Origin of the sequence: Microvirga solisilvae (assembly GCF_022808595.1) — a bacterium.
In the GTDB taxonomy this organism is placed as follows: Bacteria; Pseudomonadota; Alphaproteobacteria; order Rhizobiales; family Beijerinckiaceae; genus Microvirga; species Microvirga solisilvae.
The window spans coordinates 85,968-106,186 of sequence record NZ_JAKUCN010000009.1 but is presented as its reverse complement, the minus strand read 5'-3'; the positions used below and the strand labels follow the sequence as shown (position 1 = coordinate 106,186).

Annotated in this window: 17 protein-coding genes; 9 read left to right on the top strand and 8 right to left on the bottom strand. The window is 59.2% G+C overall.

Translation table 11 applies throughout. The features are described 5' to 3' along the window. From MJ639_RS16525 to MJ639_RS16495, 7 genes are all read left to right on the top strand, one after another. The coding region (locus MJ639_RS16525; protein WP_243375138.1) for an NAD-dependent succinate-semialdehyde dehydrogenase at positions 1–1,061 on the top strand (1,061 nt) is incomplete at its 5' end. A 199-nt stretch (positions 1,062–1,260) separates the two neighbouring features. Next, positions 1,261–2,172 (top strand): LysR family transcriptional regulator, encoded by a 912-nt coding sequence (locus MJ639_RS16520; RefSeq protein ID WP_243375135.1) that lies wholly within the window; start codon positions 1,261–1,263, stop codon positions 2,170–2,172. A 148-nt stretch (positions 2,173–2,320) separates the two neighbouring features. Continuing rightward, entirely contained in the window at positions 2,321–3,478 is a 1,158-nt protein-coding gene (locus MJ639_RS16515; RefSeq protein ID WP_243375132.1) for an ABC transporter substrate-binding protein, read from the top strand. 88 nt (positions 3,479–3,566) lie between these two features. Next, positions 3,567–4,640 carry an ABC transporter ATP-binding protein gene (locus tag MJ639_RS16510; RefSeq protein WP_243375130.1) on the top strand — a complete coding sequence of 358 codons (1,074 nt, stop codon included), beginning with the start codon at positions 3,567–3,569 and terminating at the stop codon, positions 4,638–4,640. Further along, a complete protein-coding gene (locus tag MJ639_RS16505; protein WP_243375127.1) occupies positions 4,637–5,584 on the top strand; it encodes an ABC transporter permease in 948 nt (315 codons plus the stop codon). Before MJ639_RS16510 ends, MJ639_RS16505 begins: the two co-directional genes overlap by 4 nt. Next, positions 5,574–6,374 carry an ABC transporter permease gene (locus tag MJ639_RS16500; protein WP_243375125.1) on the top strand — a complete coding sequence of 267 codons (801 nt, stop codon included), beginning with the start codon at positions 5,574–5,576 and terminating at the stop codon, positions 6,372–6,374. Before MJ639_RS16505 ends, MJ639_RS16500 begins: the two co-directional genes overlap by 11 nt. A gap of 33 nt (positions 6,375–6,407) precedes the next feature. Next, positions 6,408–7,862: a gamma-aminobutyraldehyde dehydrogenase gene (locus MJ639_RS16495; protein WP_243375121.1), complete on the top strand. Its 1,455-nt coding sequence runs from the start codon at positions 6,408–6,410 to the stop codon at positions 7,860–7,862. A gap of 146 nt (positions 7,863–8,008) precedes the next feature. Here the strand turns inward: MJ639_RS16495 and MJ639_RS16490 are convergent, their stop codons facing one another. The 8 genes from MJ639_RS16490 to MJ639_RS16455 form a co-directional block, all read right to left on the bottom strand. Then, the gene (locus tag MJ639_RS16490; protein WP_243375118.1) at positions 8,009–9,886 is read right to left on the bottom strand and encodes an NAD(P)/FAD-dependent oxidoreductase; all 1,878 of its coding nucleotides are present in this window, start codon (positions 9,884–9,886) and stop codon (positions 8,009–8,011) included. 88 nt (positions 9,887–9,974) lie between these two features. Continuing rightward, positions 9,975–10,727 carry a glutamine amidotransferase-related protein gene (locus MJ639_RS16485; protein WP_243375115.1) on the bottom strand — a complete coding sequence of 251 codons (753 nt, stop codon included), beginning with the start codon at positions 10,725–10,727 and terminating at the stop codon, positions 9,975–9,977. Beyond that, a complete protein-coding gene (locus tag MJ639_RS16480; RefSeq protein ID WP_243375112.1) occupies positions 10,682–11,632 on the bottom strand; it encodes an ABC transporter permease subunit in 951 nt (316 codons plus the stop codon). The genes MJ639_RS16485 and MJ639_RS16480 overlap by 46 nt, the downstream gene beginning before the upstream one ends. A gap of 10 nt (positions 11,633–11,642) precedes the next feature. Next, complete coding sequence (locus tag MJ639_RS16475) at positions 11,643–12,593, bottom strand: ABC transporter permease subunit (protein ID WP_243375109.1); 951 nt, start codon at positions 12,591–12,593, stop codon at positions 11,643–11,645. Next, the gene (locus tag MJ639_RS16470; protein ID WP_243375106.1) at positions 12,590–13,720 is read right to left on the bottom strand and encodes an ABC transporter ATP-binding protein; all 1,131 of its coding nucleotides are present in this window, start codon (positions 13,718–13,720) and stop codon (positions 12,590–12,592) included. Before MJ639_RS16470 ends, MJ639_RS16475 begins: the two co-directional genes overlap by 4 nt. 14 nt (positions 13,721–13,734) lie before the next feature. Beyond that, on the bottom strand, positions 13,735–14,832 hold the full coding sequence (locus MJ639_RS16465; RefSeq protein ID WP_243375103.1) for a polyamine ABC transporter substrate-binding protein: 1,098 nt from the start codon (positions 14,830–14,832) through the stop codon (positions 13,735–13,737). A gap of 76 nt (positions 14,833–14,908) precedes the next feature. Continuing rightward, a complete protein-coding gene (locus MJ639_RS16460; RefSeq protein WP_243375101.1) occupies positions 14,909–16,189 on the bottom strand; it encodes an NAD(P)/FAD-dependent oxidoreductase in 1,281 nt (426 codons plus the stop codon). A gap of 18 nt (positions 16,190–16,207) precedes the next feature. Next, positions 16,208–17,578: a glutamine synthetase family protein gene (locus tag MJ639_RS16455; RefSeq protein ID WP_243375098.1), complete on the bottom strand. Its 1,371-nt coding sequence runs from the start codon at positions 17,576–17,578 to the stop codon at positions 16,208–16,210. Between the two features lie 58 nt (positions 17,579–17,636). Between MJ639_RS16455 and MJ639_RS16450 the strand changes: the two genes are divergently transcribed. Together MJ639_RS16450 and MJ639_RS16445 are read left to right on the top strand one after the other, a co-directional pair. Next, complete coding sequence (locus tag MJ639_RS16450; protein ID WP_243375095.1) at positions 17,637–18,530, top strand: GntR family transcriptional regulator; 894 nt, start codon at positions 17,637–17,639, stop codon at positions 18,528–18,530. A 100-nt stretch (positions 18,531–18,630) separates the two neighbouring features. After that, positions 18,631–20,142, top strand: coding sequence for an aldehyde dehydrogenase (locus tag MJ639_RS16445; RefSeq protein ID WP_423790810.1), 1,512 nt, complete (start codon positions 18,631–18,633; stop codon positions 20,140–20,142). The last annotated feature ends 77 nt before the right edge of the window (positions 20,143–20,219 follow it).

Sequence of the window (20,219 nt, the reverse complement as noted above, 5' to 3'; positions counted from 1 at the left end):
CCGGCGCCAATCCAAGCCAGCGCATCCTGGTGCTCAAGCAGCCGGTGGGCGTGTGCGCGGCCATCACCCCCTGGAACTTTCCCAATGGCATGATCACCCGGAAAGTGGGCCCGGCGCTGGCGGCCGGCTGCACCATGGTGCTCAAGCCGGCAGCCCAGACCCCGCTCTCGGCCCTGGCGCTGGCCGTGCTGGCCGAGCGGGCCGGCATCCCGAAGGGCGCCTTCTCGGTCATCACCACGAGCGAGGCCAAGCCCATCGGCGAGGAGTTCTGCCGCAACCCGCAGGTGGCCAAGATCACGTTTACTGGCTCGACCAACGTCGGCCGCTGGCTGATGCGCGAGGCGGCGGACGGGATCAAGCGGCTGTCGCTGGAGCTGGGCGGCAATGCGCCGTTCATCGTGTTCGACGATGCCGATCTCGATGCGGCGGTGGAAGGGGCCATGGCCTCGAAGTTCCGCAATGCCGGCCAGACCTGCGTGTGCGCCAACCGGATCTATGTGCAGGAGAGCGTGGCTCAAGCCTTTGCCGAGAAGCTGGCGGCCAAGGCGAGGAACCTGAAGCTCGGCCGGGGCACGGAGGAGGGCGTGGCCATGGGCCCGCTGATCGACGAGCGCGCGGTGGCGAAGATGGAGGAGCATGTGGCCGATGCCCTCTCGAAGGGCGGGCGGGTGCTGGTGGGCGGTCAGCGCTCGGATCTGGGCGGCACGTTCTTCGAGCCCACCGTGATGACGGGCGTGAACCAGGCGATGAGAGTGACGAAGGAGGAGACGTTCGCGCCGCTGGCGCCGATCATTCCGTTTGCGGACGAGGCGGATGTGATCGGGATGGCGAACGACACGGAGTTCGGGTTGGCGTCGTATTTCTATGCCAAGGACATGGCGCGGGTGTTTCGTGTGGCGGAGGCGTTGGAGAGCGGGATGGTGGGCGTGAACACGCCGGCGCTTGCCAACGAAATGGCGCCGTTCGGGGGCATCAAGCAATCGGGGCTGGGGCGCGAGGGCTCGAAATACGGCATCGAGGGCTTCCTCGAAATCAAATACATCGCTCTCTCAGGCCTCTAAGCCACAGGATACAGGGTTGCATCAAGTTGCTTGACGGCTTCGCTTCGGAACGGACATGATGCCGATAATGCCTATTCGGGCCGAGAGTACGTGAATGGACGATTGGTGCCACGCGTCGGAAGCACTTCGCGAGGTGCAGCTCTCCTGTTCATTGTTCTCTCACCCCAGAGGAGCTTCCGAACGATGATCTCCGGCTAGCATGGCGCTTTCTTTTCGACAGGTTCGTTATTTTGTCGCCGTCGCAGAAGCCGGCTCAGTCGCAGGCGCTGCGCGCCTGCTCTCCATATCCCAATCGACCATCACCGAAGCGGTGCAGGAACTGGAGCACGATCTTGGAGTCAAGCTCGTTGAGCGCAGTTCCCATGGGATGTCGCTGACGCTCAAGGGATATCATTTCCTTCGCCATGCCGAGAAGATACTGGCCGAAGTCTCCAATGCCAGACGCGCGCTCGAAGAGAACAGCGTTCCCACGACAGGCCGGGTCAATCTTGGGGTCACGCCGCTTGTGGCCAGTTATATCCTCGCCGATCTTTTGGCCCGGTTTCGGCGTGCGCTTCCTCTCCTCGAAGTCAATGTAGTCGAGGACAATCACGATTATCTGGAGCACCTGCTGATCGGTGGCGAGCTCGATATTGCGGTCATGGTGCTGCCGCAGAATCTTTCGCTTCTCTCCCTTGAGGCCGAGATCGTGGAGGCTTCCCCTTACAGGCTCTGGCTTCCCCTCGGCCATCCCCTGGCGCAATCTCCCGAAGTGAGCCTGCGCGATCTGGCGGACGAGCCGCAGATCTTGCTTGCCATCGACGAGATCGATCAGGCGCCCAAACTTGCGTGGCAGCAGCTTGGCATTCGTCCACCCATTGCTTTTCGAACCCGCTCGGTCGAGGCCGTGCGTAGTTTAGTGGCGACAGGGGCGGGACTCGCGGTACTGCCCGATCTCACTTACCGGCAATGGTCGCTGGAGGGCGACAAAATCGATGCCCGCCGCATTCGGGAGGAGCTTCCAGCCGTATCTGTGGGTGTGGTGTGGCGACGGGGATCCCGCTTGTCCTCTGCGGCCTCGCAATTCCTGTCCGTGGTCCAAACCTATCGCTCAACCCGGCATCGAGGGTGAGGTATCGGAAATTCCGATAGTGAAATTCTCCCGAATGAATTGGCGTAGCTTGCCGGATTAGGACACTCTTCTCGTATGGGACAAAGGCTCTCTTAAAAAAGCCTGCCCGAAATGTCAGCAGGGGCATAAGGGAAGGGGAGGCGCATCCATGCGTCGCACAGTATTCACAGCCATTGGCCTCTGCTTGGCGACATCGCTTGGCGCATTTCCTGCCGGCGCGCAGGTCAAGCAACTCGGCAAGGCTGAAGGCTCAGTCGATATCATTGCATGGCCCGGCTATATCGAGCGGGGCGAAACCGACAAGAAATACGACTGGGTGACAGGCTTCGAGCAGAAAACCGGCTGCAAGGTCAACGTGAAGACCGCCGGCACGTCTGACGAGATGGTGGCCCTCATGAACGAGGGTGGATTCGATCTCGTTACCGCATCGGGCGATGCAAGCCTCAGGCTGATCTCCGGCAAGCGCGTGCAGCCGATCAACACGAGCCTCATCCCAAGCTGGAAAACCGTCGACGAGCGCCTGCAGAAAGCGCCCTGGCACACGGTGGACAATGTACATTACGGCGTGCCCTACCAATGGGGTTCGAACGTGCTGATGTACAATACGGATACGTTTAAGGAGGCACCGAAGAGCTGGAGCGTCGTGTTCGAGGAAACGACGCTGCCTGACGGCAAGTCCAACAAAGGACGCGTCCAGGCTTTCGATGGTCCGATCTACATTGCTGATGCCGCTCTCTACCTCATGAAGCACAAGCCCGAGCTCGGCATCAAGGATCCTTATGAGCTCACCGAGGCGCAGTACAAGGCCGCTCTCGAGCTCCTGCGCAAGCAGCGCACCATGGTTCAGCGCTATTGGCACGACGCCATGGTGCAGGTGGACGATTTCACTAACGAGGGCGTGGTCGCATCCTCGTCATGGCCGTTCCAGGTCAATCTCCTGAAAAGCCAGGGTAAATCCATTGCCAGCACGGTGCCGGAGGAAGGCGCAACCGGCTGGGCGGATACCACCATGATGCACGTGGATGCTCCGCATCCAAACTGCGCCTACATGTGGATCGAACATTCCTTGAGCCCGAAGGTACAGGGCGATCTCGCTTCTTGGTTCGGCTCGGTGCCGTCCGTGCCCGCAGCCTGCAAGGGCAATGAGCTTCTCGGCGCAGAGGGTTGCGAGACCAACGGTATGGGGAATTTCGAGAGGATCAAGTTCTGGCGCACGCCGGTCTCGAAGTGCTCGACCCAGTCTGAGGGCTGCGTGCCCTATTATCGCTGGGTGACCGATTACATCGCCATCCTCGGCGGCCGGTAAAGTCTTACGCAAGAGGCGCTCTCTCGCAGAAGAGAGCGCCCTCCCTTGAAACGTGAGGCTTGATCATTTGAGCTCCGGAGCGCCCATCATGTCCGTTCATACGCGTCCGCAAGACACCTTTGCGGCCCATCCACTCGTGTCCTCAAATGGCACTGCCGTCCGCTTCACACATGTCGCCCGCCATTTCGGCGCAGTGAAGGCGGTTGATGGTCTCGATCTTGAAATCCGTGCGGGCGAGTTCTTCTCCATGCTTGGTCCTTCAGGATCCGGAAAGACCACCTGCCTGCGATTGATTGCGGGCTTCGAACAGCCTGATGCGGGTGAGATCAGCATTTTCGATGAACCGGTCGCGGGTATCCCGCCCTATCGGCGCGCGGTGAATACGGTTTTTCAGGATTACGCGCTCTTCCCACATCTCAATATCCTCGACAACGTCACTTATGGATTGCGCATTCGCGGCATGGGACGTGCGGAGCGGGAGAAGCTCGGGCGCGAGGCTCTGGCGCTCGTCAAACTCATTGGGTTCGATACGCGGCGTCCGCCGCAGCTCTCCGGCGGCCAGCGCCAGCGCGTGGCGCTGGCACGTGCTCTTGTGAACCGCCCCAAGGTCCTTCTCCTCGACGAACCGCTCGGCGCGCTGGATCTGAAGCTTCGGGAGGAGATGCAGGTCGAATTGAAGGCGCTGCAACGCAGCCTTGGCCTCACCTTCATCTTCGTTACGCACGATCAGGGCGAGGCGCTCTCCATGAGCGATCGCGTCGCCGTGTTCAACGCCGGGCACATCGTTCAAGTGGGCACGCCGGAAGAGGTTTACGAGCGGCCGCAGACACGGTTCGTGGCTGAGTTCGTCGGCGGATCCAACGTGCTTGAGCCTGCTGTTTCAGCACGCTTCGGCGGGCCGGAGCGCCTCATCAGTCTGCGGCCGGAAGCCATCGCTGTTCGATCTTCGGGCGTCGCATCTGAAATTGGCAGACTTCATGCGAGCGGCACCTGCATCGAGGTTCAATACCAGGGTGCCATGCGTCGTGTCATCGCGGATTGCGCAGGCGTGCGTCTATGCGCTCTTGTGAACGCTGCCGAGGTGCGTGATCTGAATCCTGGCGAGCGGATCAGCCTGTCCTGGTTACCTGCCGCCATGCATGCGATGGAGGATGGCCGGTGACATCCGCTGTCTTGGATCTTCCGCTGCCGAGGGAAAGCCTATCGCGGCGCTTGTCCGACGCGCTCTTCAAGTACCGAGGGCTGCTCCTGACCCTGCTCCTCGTGCCGCCCCTCCTGTGGCTCGGCATCGTGTATGTGGGAAGCCTCATCGCATTGTTGCTTCAGAGTTTCTTCTCCATCGACGAATTTTCGGGAACGATCGTCCGGGAATTCACTCTCAAGACCTATGCCGAGCTTCTGCATCCGGCAAATCTCGACGTTATCCTCCGCACGGTAGTCATGGCTGCCGCCGTTACAGCAGCATCTGCTATCCTTGCCTTTCCGATTGCCTATTATGCGGCTCGCTATGCCCGAGGCCAGATGAAGGCGGCGTTCTATCTCGCGATCATGATGCCGCTCTGGTCGAGCTATCTGGTGAAGGTTTATGCCTGGAAGCTTCTTCTGGCAAAGGAAGGTGCGGTCGCCTGGGCTGCGGATCAGATCGGGGCGACGCCTGCCATCGACAGTATCTTGAGCGCGCCCCTGATCGGAGGGCCATCGCTTTCCGTCAGTTACTTCGGCCAGTTTCTTGTCTTCATCTATCTCTGGCTTCCGTTCATGATCCTGCCGATCCAGGCAGCTCTCGAGCGCGTGCCGGGAAGCCTCATCGAAGCCTCCGCCGATTTGGGAGCTGCCCCCAACCAGACCTTTCGCACCGTGATCCTGCCGCTTGCTTTGCCGGGCGTCGTGGCGGGATCCATCTTCACCTTCTCGCTCACCCTGGGCGATTACATCCTGCCGCAGATTATCGGTCCTTCCACGCTGCTGCTGGGGCAGGCAGTCTACATGCTTCAGGGCACAGCCGGTAACATACCGCTGGCTGCGGCCTTCGCGGTTGTGCCGATCTCTGTCATGGCGCTTTACCTCTTGATAGCCAAGCGGATGGGAGCGTTCGATGCGTTCTAAGGCGTCTCTCGGCCTGAAGATCGGAACAGGGCTTGGGCTCCTGTTCCTCCACGCGCCATTGGCATTTGTGATCCTTTACGCCTTCACCACTGAGGAACGCAGCTATCAGTTCCCGCCGCCTGGCCTGACCTTGAAATGGTTCGGCGTAGCCTGGAGCAGACCGGATGTGTGGAATGCGCTAACGCTGTCCTTTCAGGTAGCGGCGGTTGCAACGATCCTTGCCCTCGTTCTCGGAACTCTCGCGGCAGGCGCTCTGGCCCGCACGCGTTTCTTCGGACGCGAGGCGATCTCGCTCCTCATCATTCTTCCCATTGCCCTGCCAGGTATCGTCACGGGCATCGCACTCCGCTCGGCTTTCAGCCTTATGGATATCCCGTTCTCTTTCTGGACCATCGTGGTGGGCCACGCGACCTTCTGCGTCGTCGTGGTGCACAACAATGCGGTGGCGCGGCTGCGGCGCATGTCTCCATCCATTGTCGAGGCGTCTTACGATCTCGGAGCCGATAGCATTCAGACCTTTCGCTATGTGATCCTGCCGAACCTCGGTACCGCCCTTCTGGCCGGCGCGATGCTGGCCTTCGCCCTGTCCTTCGACGAGGTGATCGTCACCACTTTCACGGCAGGGCAGCAATCGACCCTGCCGATCTGGATGCTCAACGAGCTTGTTCGCCCCCGCCAGCGACCTGTCACAAACGTCGTCGCGGTGATCGTCATCATCCTGACTTTCTTGCCCATCCTCGCGGCTTATTACCTGACGCGCGAAGAGGGGCCTGCGTCCGACCGTCCGTGACGCACAATCGATCAGAACAACAGGAGGAATGCTATGGATACAGGAAGCCTTGCGCGGCCCGCAGAAGTCGAGATGCTGATCGGTAGCCGCTTCGAAGCGGGAGTTGAGGATGCGGAAACCATCCTCAATCCTCGCACCGGCGAGACTGTGATGAAGCTGCCGGAAGCCTCGATGGACCAGGTCGACAGGGCCGTCTCCGCAGCCGAGGCGGCCTTCACGTCATGGTCGCGCACGACCCCTGGCGAACGCTCTGCCCTTCTTTTGAAATTGGCGGACCGGATTGAAGCCGAGGCCGAGGCTTACGCGACGTTGGAAGCTCTCAACTGCGGCAAGCCGCGCTACCTCGTACTGCGCGATGAGATTCCTGCCATCGTCGACTGCTTCCGCTTCTTCGCCGGCGCGGTGCGAACCATGCAAGGGGCCATTGCCGGTGAGTATCTGCCTGGCCATACCTCGATGATCCGGCGCGACCCGGTCGGTGTCGTCGCATCCATCGCGCCCTGGAACTATCCGCTGATGATGGCGGCCTGGAAACTTGCCCCGGCGCTTGCCGGTGGCAATACCGTCGTCATCAAGCCCTCCGAACAGACACCGCTCACCGCCTTGAAACTCGCCAAGACGATCGCCGAGATCTTCCCGGAAGGCGTGGTCAACGTGGTGGTCGGGCGAGGCGAGACCGTCGGGCAGGCGTTGATCTCCCATCCGAAGGTATCGATGATCTCGCTTACAGGCGATGTCGCGACCGGCAAGAAGGTGCTGACGGCGGCAGCAAACTCAGTCAAGCGCACGCATCTGGAACTCGGCGGCAAGGCGCCTGTCATCGTGTTTGACGATGCCGATCTCGCGGAGGTTATCGAAGGCATCAAGGTCTTTGGCTATTATAATGCAGGCCAGGACTGCACCGCTGCCTGCCGCATCTACGCCGGGTCCAAGATCTACGACCGTTTCGTGGCCGATCTCTCCTCAGCGGTGTCGGGCTTGCGCTTCGGCCAAATCAACGATGAAGACAATGACATCGGCCCGCTGATCTCACCCCGTCAGCGCTCGCGGGTAGCATCCTTCGTACAGCGCGCATCGGATCTGAACCATGTTGAGATCACCACAGGCGGCAAGGAGGGCAGTGGTAGCGGCTTCTTTTATGAGCCTACAGTGATCGCCGGCGCCCGTCAGGAGGACGAGATCGTTCGCCGTGAGGTCTTTGGGCCCGTGGTTTCGATTACGCGCTTCGATGATGTGGATCAAGCGGTAGCCTGGGCCAACGATTCCGATTACGGCCTCGCATCATCGGTCTGGTCGAAGGACGTCACGAGAGCCATGAGCACCGCTGTGCGGCTGCAATATGGCTGCACCTGGGTGAACTGCCATTTCATGCTCGTCAATGAGATGCCACATGGCGGCGTCAAGCAGTCGGGCTACGGCAAGGATATGAGCATGTATGCTCTCGAAGATTATACTGCAGTCCGTCATGTAATGGTGAAGACAGGCTAAACCGTCCGCCTCATTTCTCATGTACGTTGGTGCATTGAAGTTAAATTCTTGATCTCGATGCACCTCAACATCACGGTGCTACTTCGAAGTTTTTGCAGCAAAGGGCGGCCTCTTCCAGCCGCCCTTTGTCTTAACGGCGCTCAATTTCATGCAAGCTCGTTGACTGCCCGCCAAGCCTGATCGATGGCAGCTTGGGTATACGCCTCCCAAGCGGCATCGGCATTGGCGATTGCCACGTTGCCGAACGGCTTGCGGGCGAGCTTGATCGTTGCCGTCATCTCATCCTCTTCCTCGTACAGCGTGTTTTCGGCATAGGAGTAGCCGTGCGGCCAGCGGTTGATGGTGATGCCGAGGATGTCGCGTTCCGCATCGAACCCACTGCCCGCGAGCTGGCGGCTGAGCTGGCTACGGACTTCGCGTTCCATGTCCTCGAAAGGCGTCTCCAGAAGGACTTGACGTCCCATTCGCGCCTGATCCCGGCAATCGAGCCCTTGATTGGGAGCCGTCACGGCACGGTACATGTGGATACACATCGGATCGTCCGGGGACTTCGGGAAATTATACCCGCCGAGACTGACGGGAAAATCCATCTTCACCCGCGCATAGGGCATCGTCGGTGAATAGATGTCGTGCACGCCCAGTTTGACGAACGGCTGCCAGTTGCGGATGACCACGTTCGTATAGACCAAAGGCAGCTTCACATTCTGCCGTAGGGCGTGTTTCTGCTCTTCGGGGATCTCCGGCGCGATGAAGGGGATCAGCATGTTCCATCCGGCGAGAATAGCCTTCTTGGATCGCACCTTGTGCAGCTTTCCTGCATTGGAATACGTGACGTGAACGCCGCCTTGAACATTGGCGACGTTCAGCCCGATGCTGTTAAGGCGGATACGAATGGATGAGGTGGGCTCGTCGAGTTTTGAATAGTCGAACTTCGCCAACACCACGTCTTCCATCGTCTTTCCAGGGGCCACCGCTGGAATCAGGCTTCGCACCAACAAACGCGCAATCGAGGCGTTCCCATCGGGAAAATGATAGATATAGGGCTCATCGCTCTCGTCATCTGATTGGCTGCCATTGCCTAGACGCAGCCCATCAAATCCAGGGAATCCGGCTTCCATTGCATCGAAGGCAGAAACGGTGTCGAAGCTGGTTCCGAAATAATCGTCGAAGCGTCCCTGGAAATACATGGCCGCGCGTTCGCTGAGCTTAGCGTCCTTGATGAGGAAGTCGCGATAGCTGGTTTTCGCAAGGTGCTTGTTCTTCTCCGCCTTGGTCTTTCCTCGCAGATAGTCGGCCGGCTTCTCGTGGAAGGCAATCAGCGCGGCCTTGTCGCTGTCGGACAGCGGAAAGTCATTGATGAACTGCCGGATGGGGCGGTCGTTCAGCAGGGCGGGTAACTGATCTTCCGCTGCCATCGTGAAGGGATCGCCCGTCACGAGCTTGTCGACACCCCAGTTCTCCTTGTCAAAGAATGTGCCGCGGCTGAGCTTGTATGAGTGATAGAGCTTGCGGTCGAAGGCTCTCGTAAAACGATTGATATCGACGGCAAGCGACTTCAGGAGCCTCGTCGCCACTTTGCTGTAGCTCGTACGTGGCGATTCCATGCTTTCAGTCCCGCCATAGCCGAGGATCAGGCGGTCTCCAGCCATGAATTCGTTGCGCTTCGCGTGCCCTCCGAAATCGTCATGGTTGTCGAGAATGAGAATCTTTTTCTTAGTGCCGTGCTTTTCTCGGTAGAACCACGCTGCCGACAAACCGCTAATGCCGCCGCCGACAATGACGAGGTCATAATCCTCCTCGACCGGAGCTGCTGAGAAATCGAATGTAGCGCCTTCGCGGGCCAGTGAATGAGCTGCATCGAAGGAGCCAGGATGGCTGCCGCGAAGGCCTGTGAGAGCGGGAGGGTAATAGTTGCTCTCAAGCGTGCCGGGCAGCACCTGTTCCGCCCTCAACAGATCGATCGGAGCCAAGCCTGCGGCAATGGTCAGCGCTACGCCATTTAGAAAATCGCGTCGGGTGGTCATGCTTCCTCCTTGAGTATTCCCTTTGTGTTTTTGAACGATGGGCTTGCCGCCAATCCGCTTTCTTCGTCCCGCAGGGTGCCTCCGCCGCTCACCTGCAGGCTCCAGCCGTTCTGGAATTCAGGCATGAGGTTCTGGTCAGGAAGCTCACGATCCATTGAGCAGCGAGGATGGATTCCACCCTGTGATTTGCGTTCTTCAGGCTGGCGCGGGCGCCGGCAATGGCATGGCCAGGAATACCGCTTGCCTCCAGCGCATCCAGAAGCTCCGCCAGAAATTCCGGGGTGAATTCGGGATGGGCCTGGAAGGTGAGCGCATGATCGCCATAGGTGAGAATGGCGTTGGGGCAGAAAGGAGAGGAGGCGATCACCTTTGCATCTTCCGGCAAGACCGTGACCTGGTCCTGATGCACCGCGTTCAGGCAAACCGTGCCCGCATTGGCTTCCATCCATTTAGGCGCTTCCTTGATCGTGTAACGATGGGGACCAAGGCCCCACCCGTTTTGAGCGCGCTCGACCTTTCCGCCCATAGCCTGCGCCAAAATTTGATGGCCGAAGCAGATGCCGATGATCGGTTTTCTCGCGGCCATCATTTGCCGCAGAAATTCCTCAAGGCGCACCATCCACGGGAGGCGATCAAATGCCGTGTGACGGGATCCGGTCAGGAGCCAGGCGTCGCATTCGTCTATAGAGGCGGGCCATTTATCGTATAGGACGGCGTAGGGAGTGAGCTTCAGCGACGGCTCGACAGCGCGCAAAAGCGCGCTGAACATGTCTACATAGGTGCCGTGGCGCTCCGTCAGGTGCTCGCGGTTTCGCCCTGTTTCCAGAATTCCGATCCGCATGCGGTTCGTCCTTTGCCTGCGCTGTTAGCGTTTGCAGAGATAGGTTGAGAGATAGCCTCGACTTGCAGGATTCTCTCGCGGTTGTGCCTTGCGGCTTGCTGCTTCATTACGTGAAGTTTCCTGCGAGCCTGCCATGCATAAAGAAAGACACAGAGGCCCACGACGGTGATCATGATGGTTGCAAGTGCGTTCACGTCCGGGCTGACGCCGAGGCGAACCTTGGAGAAGATCAGCATCGGCAGCGTGCTGCTGCCCGGCCCCGAGACGAAGCTCGAGATCACGAGATCGTCGAAGGAAAGGGTAAAGGCGAGAAGCCATCCCGAGATCAGTGCCGGCGCGAGCATCGGCAGCGTCACGTCGATAAAAGCGCGCCAGGGCCGCGCGCCGAGATCGAGCGCTGCCTCTTCCAGAGTGCCGTCCATCTGTGCAAGGCGGGACTGCACGACAATAGCCACGTAGGCCATGCAGAATGTGGCGTGGGAGAGGACGAGTGTGGTGAGGCCGCGCCCGGCCGGCCAACCGATCAGATCCTCCATCGCTACAAAGAGAAGGAGCAACGACAGACCCGTGATCACCTCCGGCATGACGAGCGGTGCTGAGATCATGCCGGCCATGGCCACCTTGCCTCGGAAAGGCCCGAAGCGGGAGAGAACATATCCTGCCAGAGTACCCAGCACTACTGCTACGGTAGCACTCAAGGCTGCAATCTCGATGCTAAGCCAAGCGCCGTCGAGGAGGGCCTGATTACTGATGAGTTCACGGTACCATTGCAGGGAGAAACCGCCCCACACAGTGACGAGACGCGAGCTGTTGAAGCTCAAAGCCATCATGGTGATGATGGGAGCGTAGAGAAATACGAGCCCTGCCGTTGTCATGACGGTGATGAAGCGGCCTTGTCGTCGCATAAATTACCTCTCATCCATGCCCGAAAGACTGCTGGCGCCCGCGACTGCGCAGCAGCATGACGGGCACCACCAGCACGATCAGCATGACGATGGCCACCGCCGACGCCATCGGCCAATCGCGATTGCTGAAGAACTCGTCCCACAGCACGCGCCCGATCATCAGCGTGTCGGGACCACCCATCAGGGCCGGGATTACGAACTCGCCTACGGCCGGCACGAAGACCAGAACGCAGCCAGCCACCACGCCCGGCAGGGCCAGTGGCAGGGTGATTGTGAAAAAGCTCGTCGCCGGCCGTGCGCCGAGATCGGCGGAAGCCTCGAGCAGGGTTTCATCGAGCTTTTCCAGGGTGGCGTAGAGCGGCAGCACCATGAAAGGCAGGTACGTGTAGACGATACCGAGATATACGGCGAAATCCGTTTGCAGGAGCGCGAGCGGCTCGTCGATCACTCCAAGCCACACAAGCACGCTGTTGACGATGCCATTGCTCTGAAGGATGCCGATCCAGGCATAGACGCGCAGCAGCATCGATGTCCAGAACGGCAGCATCACCACGGCCAGCCAGAGGAGCCGCATTTCCGCGCTTTGGCGGGCGATGAAGAGAGCTATGGGAAAGGCGACGAGCAAGCAGAAGAACGTCGAGACTGCTGCAATCTTCAAGGAGCCGACATAGGCGGCAAGATAAAGATTATCCTCGAACAGGAAAAGGAATTTTCCGAAATCGATGCGGATGGACAGGACTTTGTCATCCACCCAGCTGAGAAGCGCCGTATAGGGCGGAACAGCGATATCCGCCTCTGCGAGCGAAATTTTCAGGACGAAAACGAAGGGAAGCGCGAAGAAAGCGAGTAGCCAGACCATCGGAATAGCAGTCACGCTCATTCGTCCAAGACGCTGAGATAATCCGCTGGGCTCGGAAGCGGTGGTGCGCGCCGCCTGTTTGGGGTGAGCACTCGCCGTCATGAGGTCAATACCACCCCGCTGGAGGATCCCCAGGAGCAATAGACAGGATCGGACGGCTCGAAAACCATGCTCTCGTGTCTGTCGAGATTGGGCAGTGTGGCGCGGATCAGCTTGCCGGTGCCGAGGCGGATCTGTAACACGCTGACATTGCCGAGATAGGCAACCTCGTCGACAACGCCTTTGACCACATTATCCGCTCCTGCCGGCGTCTCGTGGCTGAGGCGGATCTTTTCAGGCCGGATTGCGACATGAACAGACTGCCCTGGCGCGCTGCTGATGCCGTGGCTGACATACAGGGTGCAGCCGGCTTCCTCGGAGCGGATGCGTACGTAATCCGGCTCATCCTCCACAAGTCTGCCTTCGAACATGTTCACCGCGCCGATAAACTGGGCGACGAAACGGCTGCTCGGGAATTCATAAAGGTTTCTTGGTTCCCCGATCTGAACGAGCTGTCCTTCGTTCATCACGCCCATGCGGGTTGCCAGGGTCATAGCCTCGTCCTGGTCGTGGGTGACCACGATGAAGGTCGTACCGAGCTGGCTTTGTATCTTCATCAGTTCGAACTGCGTTTCTTCCCGCAGCTTCTTGTCGAGCGCGCCTAGTGGCTCGTCGAGCAGAAGCAGCTTGGGCTGACGCACCAGGGACCGCGCCAGCGCCACGCGCTGACGCTGACCGCCTGAAAGCTGATCGGGCTTGCGGCGTGCAAAGTCACCCATCTTCACGAGATCGAGCATCTCCACGACCCGCCGCTTGATATCCGCTTTCCTGACGCCGGCACGGCGCAGACCGTAGCCGACATTGTCAGCTACGGTCATATGCGGAAAGAGCGCATAGGACTGGAACATCATGTTCACTGGTCGCTCGTAGGGCGGCACGTTCGTCATGTCTTGCCCGTCGATGAGAATCCGCCCTTCCGTCGGATGCTCGAAACCCGCTAGCATGCGTAGCAAGGTGCTCTTGCCGGATCCGGAGCCGCCAAGAAGGCAGAACAGCTCCGAACGATGGATGTCGAGGCTGATGTTGTTGACGGCGACAAAATCCCCGAACCGTTTGGTGACGCCCTCGATCCTGACGAAGGGGGTATCAGCCGGTGCGGACGCTGACCGAATGGGGGCAAGGCTAGTCATGACAATCCCCTGGCTTACTTGCCGGTCTTGATCTCGGTCCAAGCCCGCGTCAGGAGCCGGTCGAACTTTGCCGAGTGAGCCTTCATCGTGGAGAGCTTGGCGCGGGTCGCTTCAGGCGGATAGGTGCCGGGATCGTTGCGTACATCATCCGACACCATGGAGGTCGCCGCCATGTTCGCATTGGCATAGTGCACCTTGTCGGAGATCGCCGCGATGATCTCCGGCTTCAGAATGTAATTCAGGAAGAGATGGGCGTTCTCCGGATGTGGAGCATCCTTCGGAACAGCCATCACGTCGAACCACATGAGGCCGCCTTCCTGTGGCACGCTGAAGCCGATGGACACGTTGCTCTTAGCTTCTTCCGCACGGGTGCGAGCCTGCAGAATGTCGCCGTTATAGCCCACCACAGCACAGATGGCGCCGCTGGCCAGATCGTTGATGTACTGCGACGAATGAAAATATTTCACGCTAGGGCGCAACTTCTTCATCAGGTCCGCGCCCTTGGCGAGATCTTCCGACTTCTCGCTGTTCGGATCGATGCCCAGATAGGCAAGGGTAGTGCCGATTACCTCCGAAGGAGAATCAAGAATGGCAATGCCGCAATCCTTGAGCTTCGCCGATATCTCCGACTTGAACAGAATGTCCCAGCTTGTGATCGTATCGACGCCTAAACGCTCCTTGATTTTTTCCTTGTTGTAACCGATGCCGATCGTGCCCCACATGTAGGGGATGGCGAACTTGTTGCTGGGATCGTTCTGGGCGATCCGAGAGAGGAGATCGTTGTCGAGGTTCTTGTAGTTGCCGAGCTTTGCCTTATCGAGCGGACGAAAGAGGCCAGCTTTTGCTTGGCGCTCGAGAAATGAGGCGGTTGGGACAACAATGTCATAGTTGGAACGTCCGGCGAGCAGCTTCGCCTCGAGGATCTCGTTGGAATCGAAGACGTCGTAGTTCACCTTGATCCCGGTTTCCTTCTCGAAATTGGGAATGGTGTCCGGGGCTACATAGTCCGACCAGTTGAAGATGTTTAGAACCTTCTCCTCGGCCGCCTGGAGAGGCATCGCCAGGGCGAGGCTGATCAGTGCCGTAAAGGTTCCTCGTTTGAAGTTTCTCATGGTTTTCCGTCCCTCTCAGTTGTTATTTCTCGAATGAGATGAGCGACTGCCTTTGGCGCGGAAGCCGCTTGTGATTTCAGACGCCGAGCCGGTCGCGCAGGCCGTACCACCAGGCGCCGGCTACGGTAATCGGCACCCGCAGAGCCCGACCGCCGGGGAAGGGGTAGTAGGGAAGGTTCGCGAAGGCATCGAAGCGGGTTGCATCGCCGTGGATCGCCTCAGCGATGAGACGTCCGCCCAGATGCGTGCTCGTCACGCCGTGGCCGCTGCAGCCATGGGCAAAATAGATGTTGGATCCGATCCGGCCGAAGTGCGGAATGCGCGTGAGCGTCAGCGCGAAATTTCCGCTCCACAGGTAATCGAAGCGCACGTTGCGCAAGGAGGGGAACACCTTCGCCAGATTCGGGCGAAGACGCGCCTCTATGTCCGCAGGCTCTGCCCCGCCATACACGATGCCGCCACCAAAGAGCAGGCGGTGGTCGGCGGTGGGGCGATAATAATCAAGCACATAATTGGTGTCTTCGACGGCGGTAAGAGTCGGGAGAAGATCGCGGATTTTGTTTTCGCCTAGAACCTCCGTCGTGACGATCTGTGTGGAGACGGGCATCACCTTGTCGGTGAGGAAAGGGATGACGCCATTGAGATAGGCGTTCCCGCAGGCCACGGCGACTGGCGCGCGCACCTCGCCCTTGGCCGTCTTGACGATAGCCTTGCCATTTTCGGTCTTTACGCTCGTCACGGCGGATTGCTCGAAAATCAGCCCGCCGAGAGACTGAATGGCATCGGCCTCGCCGAGAGCGAGGTTGAGTGGATGGATGTGACCGCCGTGATGATCCATCAGGCCGCCCACGTAGCAATCGGCCTTCACATGCTCGCGCAGGCCCTCCTTGTCGAGCATTTCGAGGCCATCATGCCCCCGGCTCGCCCAATGTGCGCTCATATGCTCCAATTCTCGCATCTGCTTGCCAGTAAAGGCGGCGAACACGTTCGTAGGGCGGTAGTCGCACGCGATGTTGTAAGTCTTGATACGCTCGCGGATGATGTTCGCGCCCTCGAGGGACATCTCACCCAAGGCTTGAGCGGCCTTCTTGCCATAACGCCCCTCAATATTCTGAAGGTCGCGGCTGTAGCCGTTGACGATCTGCCCGCCGTTGCGGCCAGACGCGCCCCAGCCGATCTTTGCGGCTTCCAGCACCACCACTTTGTAGCCGCGTTCGACAAGGTGAAGTGCGGTGGATAGCCCTGTATAGCCCGCGCCGATTACGCACACGTCTGCTTCGAGCGAGCTCGTGAGAGTAGGGCGGGGCATCGACAGGTTGGCCGTCGCGGCATAGTAGGATGCAACGTGATTGATCATCGGGTCTTCTTTTTCAGTTCATAGAACGCCAAGATAGGTGGCGTATTCCGCGTCCGTGACACGGCGCGCCATCTTGTTGCGCTCCTGCCATTTCACTGACAGAAAGACTTTGTGAAAATCATCGCCGAGATACTCGCGCAGTAGTTTATTGTCGCGGAACAGGTCGATCGCCCAGTCCCAGTCGCTCGGGAGGGCCTTATCGCTTGATGATTGATCATAGGCGCTGCCCTGCACTGGATCACCCGGATCGCACTCGTTCTGTAATCCGTGCAGCACGCCGGCGATAATCGCGGCCAGAACCAAATAAGGATTGCTGTCCGCGCCCGCGACACGATGCTCGAAACGCCGGGCCTTGTGACTGCCGTTGGGAATACGGATCGACGTGGTGCGGTTTTCATAACCCCAGGTGGCATAGGTCGGCGCGTGAGTGCCGGCCTGGAAACGGCGGTATCCATTGAGGTTGGGTGCAAAGATCAGCATGGAGGAGGGCATCATCTCCAGAACCCCACCGACCGCGTGGCGCAAGGCTTTGGAGCCTGTTTCCGTGCCATCGTCGAAAATATTGCGGCCTTCGCTGTCCAATGCGCTGCAATGGATGTGGAAGCCTGATCCGGATTGGTTGCCGTAAGGCTTCGGCATGAAGGTCGCGTGCAGCTCATGGCGGCGAGCAATGCTACGCACAATCCTCTTGAACAGCACGGCTTGGTCTGCCGCCTGTACGGGATCGTTGATGTGCTCGAGATTGATCTCGAACTGGCCCGGGCCGTTCTCCACGATGCAGGTGTCGCCGGGGATGCCTTGGGCTGCGCAAGCATCGCGGATGTCGGTGAAAACGCTGGAGAATTCTTCCAGCTCGTCCATCGAGTAGAGCTGCGAGACTTCGATGGGATAACCCGATTCCGGCGCTGCAGGGGGGCGCGGGCGACCGGTCTTCAGCACGTCGCCGTCCATCAGGTAGAATTCGAGCTCCGTTGCGACCACGAGCGTCACGCCCATGTCCTTCGCGCGCTCCACCTGACGCATGAGGACTTGACGTGGGTCAATCATGAAGGGGCGACCGTCAGGGTAGTTCATGGACAGGAGCATTTGTGCCCGTGGCCGCGATGCCCATGGCACGGGAACGATGCCTGCGCCGCAGGGCATGCACAGCCCGTCACTGTCACCCGTCTCCCAGATGAGGCCGCAATCGCTCACGTCCTCACCCCAGATATCCAAGGCAAGAGCCGATAAGGGCAGCTTCATTCCGCTTTCGTACAAACGGTCCAGGCTGGAAGCGGGAACGCGCTTGCCGCGTAGGATCCCGTTCAGATCGGTGATCAAAAGGTCGATCTCTTCGATCTTGTCATTCCGGCTCAGGAATTCATGCGCGCGATCACGTTCAATCGACACGACATTCTCCTTTGCCCCCGGGTGCAAAGGTCTATGTATTAGGCTTGGGCCATCTAGGATGGCGACCTTCTTTTGGTTTTTGCAGCGTTATCTTGTACGCCTTAATGTGATCAAAAGATATGTTAAGGTCAAGCCAGGTCAAGTGCTCAAGAGAGAATATGAAAAGATGGACGTTAAAGGACGAGTTGTTCGCCTCCAGAGTCGTCAGCATCGCGAGGGATTGAGAAAATTGGCTAAAAGCCTCGATCTTCCTTTGTTGCCTAGGGCTGAAAAGGAAACGGCCAGTCAGAACGTCTATCGATGTCTCAGGCATGCGGTAATGATCGGACGCATCCCCCCAGGGCGGGCGTTGACGATCCGTGAAATTGCCGAAGCGCTCAATGTGAGCATGATGCCCGTTCGCGAGGCTCTGCGCCTGCTCTCGGCTGAACGTGCGCTTGAGGTGCGTGACAATCGTCGCGTGCAGGTTCCTAACATGACGGCATCGCGTTTTCGTGAGTTGTGCGAGTTGCGCATCGTGTTGGAAACCCATGCCGCCCTAGGGGCTTTGCCTTACATCAAGGCAGAGCATTTGGCCGAAATCGAGAAGATCGACCGCCAGATCGACGAGGCGAATCTCCGCTCTGATTTCGAGCGAGCGATCGCCCTCAACCAGGACTTCCACCGCACGATCTATCTTGCCAAGCCCGATCAGGAGAGCCTTCCGCTTATCGAAAGCGTGTGGCTGCAACTTGGCCCGTTCATCCGCATCGCGCTCTCACGCCTCGATGATTACTATCGTATAGACCGCCACGCCGAAGCAGTAAGCGCTTTGCGCCGACAGGATCCGATCGGGTTGCGTGTGGCCATTGAGGCTGATGTTCGCGATGGCATCATGCATGTGGGCGCGGAGGATCTTCTGAACGCTCACCTAGGGATGATGAGGGTGGGCCATCACGCAAAGAGGGGCTAGGGAGCGCCCATTTTTTTCCGTAGTGGGTAGAGGGCTATTGACGGGCCAAAATTGTGATCAAATTCTAAGTCACTATTCGACCCCCGCAGGAGGCGCCCGCGTGCCCCACGACCAAACCAACCCCATTGACTGGCGCGCCAGCGCCGATTGCCTCGTTTCAAAAGGCGTCGAAGGCCGAGCCTTCATCGACGGTCGCTATCGCGCTGCGGTGAGCGGCAAGATTTTCAAGGCGATCAGTCCCGTGGACGGGCGCATGCTTGCGGAAATCGCCGCCGGTGACGCCTCGGACGTGGACCTGGCTGTCGCGGCGGCGCGACGTGCGTTCGAGGATGGGCGCTGGTCTGGTCTTTCTCCCGCTCGCCGGAAGACAACGCTGCTTGCTTTCGCCAATCTCATCCTCGACCATCGCGACGAGCTCGCGTTGCTCGAAACCCTTGATATGGGGAAGCCCATCTCTGACAGCCTCGTCATTGACGTGGGGGCCACGGCGCGCTGCTTTATGTGGTTTGCGGAGGCTATCGATAAGATTTATGGCGAGGTAGCCCCAACCGCCGTCGACGTCCGTGCGACCATCACGCGTGAGCCGCTCGGTGTCGTGGCAGCGGTCGTGCCGTGGAACTTTCCAATGATCATGGCGGCCTGGAAACTCGCGCCTGCGCTGGCCAGCGGAAATTCAGTGATCCTCAAGCCTGCCGAACAATCAACCCTGACTGCGCTCCGCCTTGCAGCTCTCGCCCAGCAGGCGGGGCTTCCCGACGGAGTTTTAAATGTAGTCCCGGGTGCAGGTATCAGCGCGGGCAGGGCAATCGGGATTCATCCCGACATCGATGGGGTTTTCTTCACCGGCTCCACGGAGGTGGGCAAGTATTTCCTGCAATATTCCGGCCAGAGCAATCTGAAGAAGGTCGGCTTGGAGTGCGGTGGAAAATCCGCCCACATCATTCTCGACGATTGCGGCAATCTCGATGTTGCGGCGGATACGGCAGCCGGAGCTATCTTCTTCAACCAGGGCGAAATGTGCACCGCAGGCTCTCGCCTTATCGTGCACGAGGCGGTCAAGGATCGGGTGCTGGATCGGATCGTGAGCGGGATGGATGCTTATCGTCCGGGCGATCCGCTCGATCCGGCAACACGCATGGGCGCTCTCGTGGACGAGGAGCATACCGGCAGAGTGCTCGATTATATCGGAGTCGCTCAGTCCGAAGGAGCGAGGCTCGTGCGCGGCGGTCGCCGAGTGCGTCAGGACAGTGGCGGCTGCTATGTAGAGCCGACAGTGTTCGACGACGTGCACAACAGCATGCGGATTGCTCGCGAGGAGATCTTCGGTCCCGTTTTGAGCGTCATCACGGTCAAGAGTGCAGAAGAGGCGGTAGCGATTGCCAATGACAGCATCTATGGGCTAGCCGCTGCTGTCTGGAGCGACAACGTGAACACGATTCACCGTGTCGCGCGCTCGCTACGGGCCGGCATGGTCTACATGAACTGCTACGATGCAGACGATATCACCGTTCCCTTCGGCGGCTATAAGCAATCCGGCATCGGGCGGGACAAGTCGCTGCATGCTTTCGACAAATACACGGAACTAAAAACCAGTTGGATGCAGTTGAGATAAACCGTGTTCAGGGTCCGGTGCCCATGTTGGGTCGGTCTGGTTCAATGTTGTTGACGAGGAGATCCTTTTATTCGGGC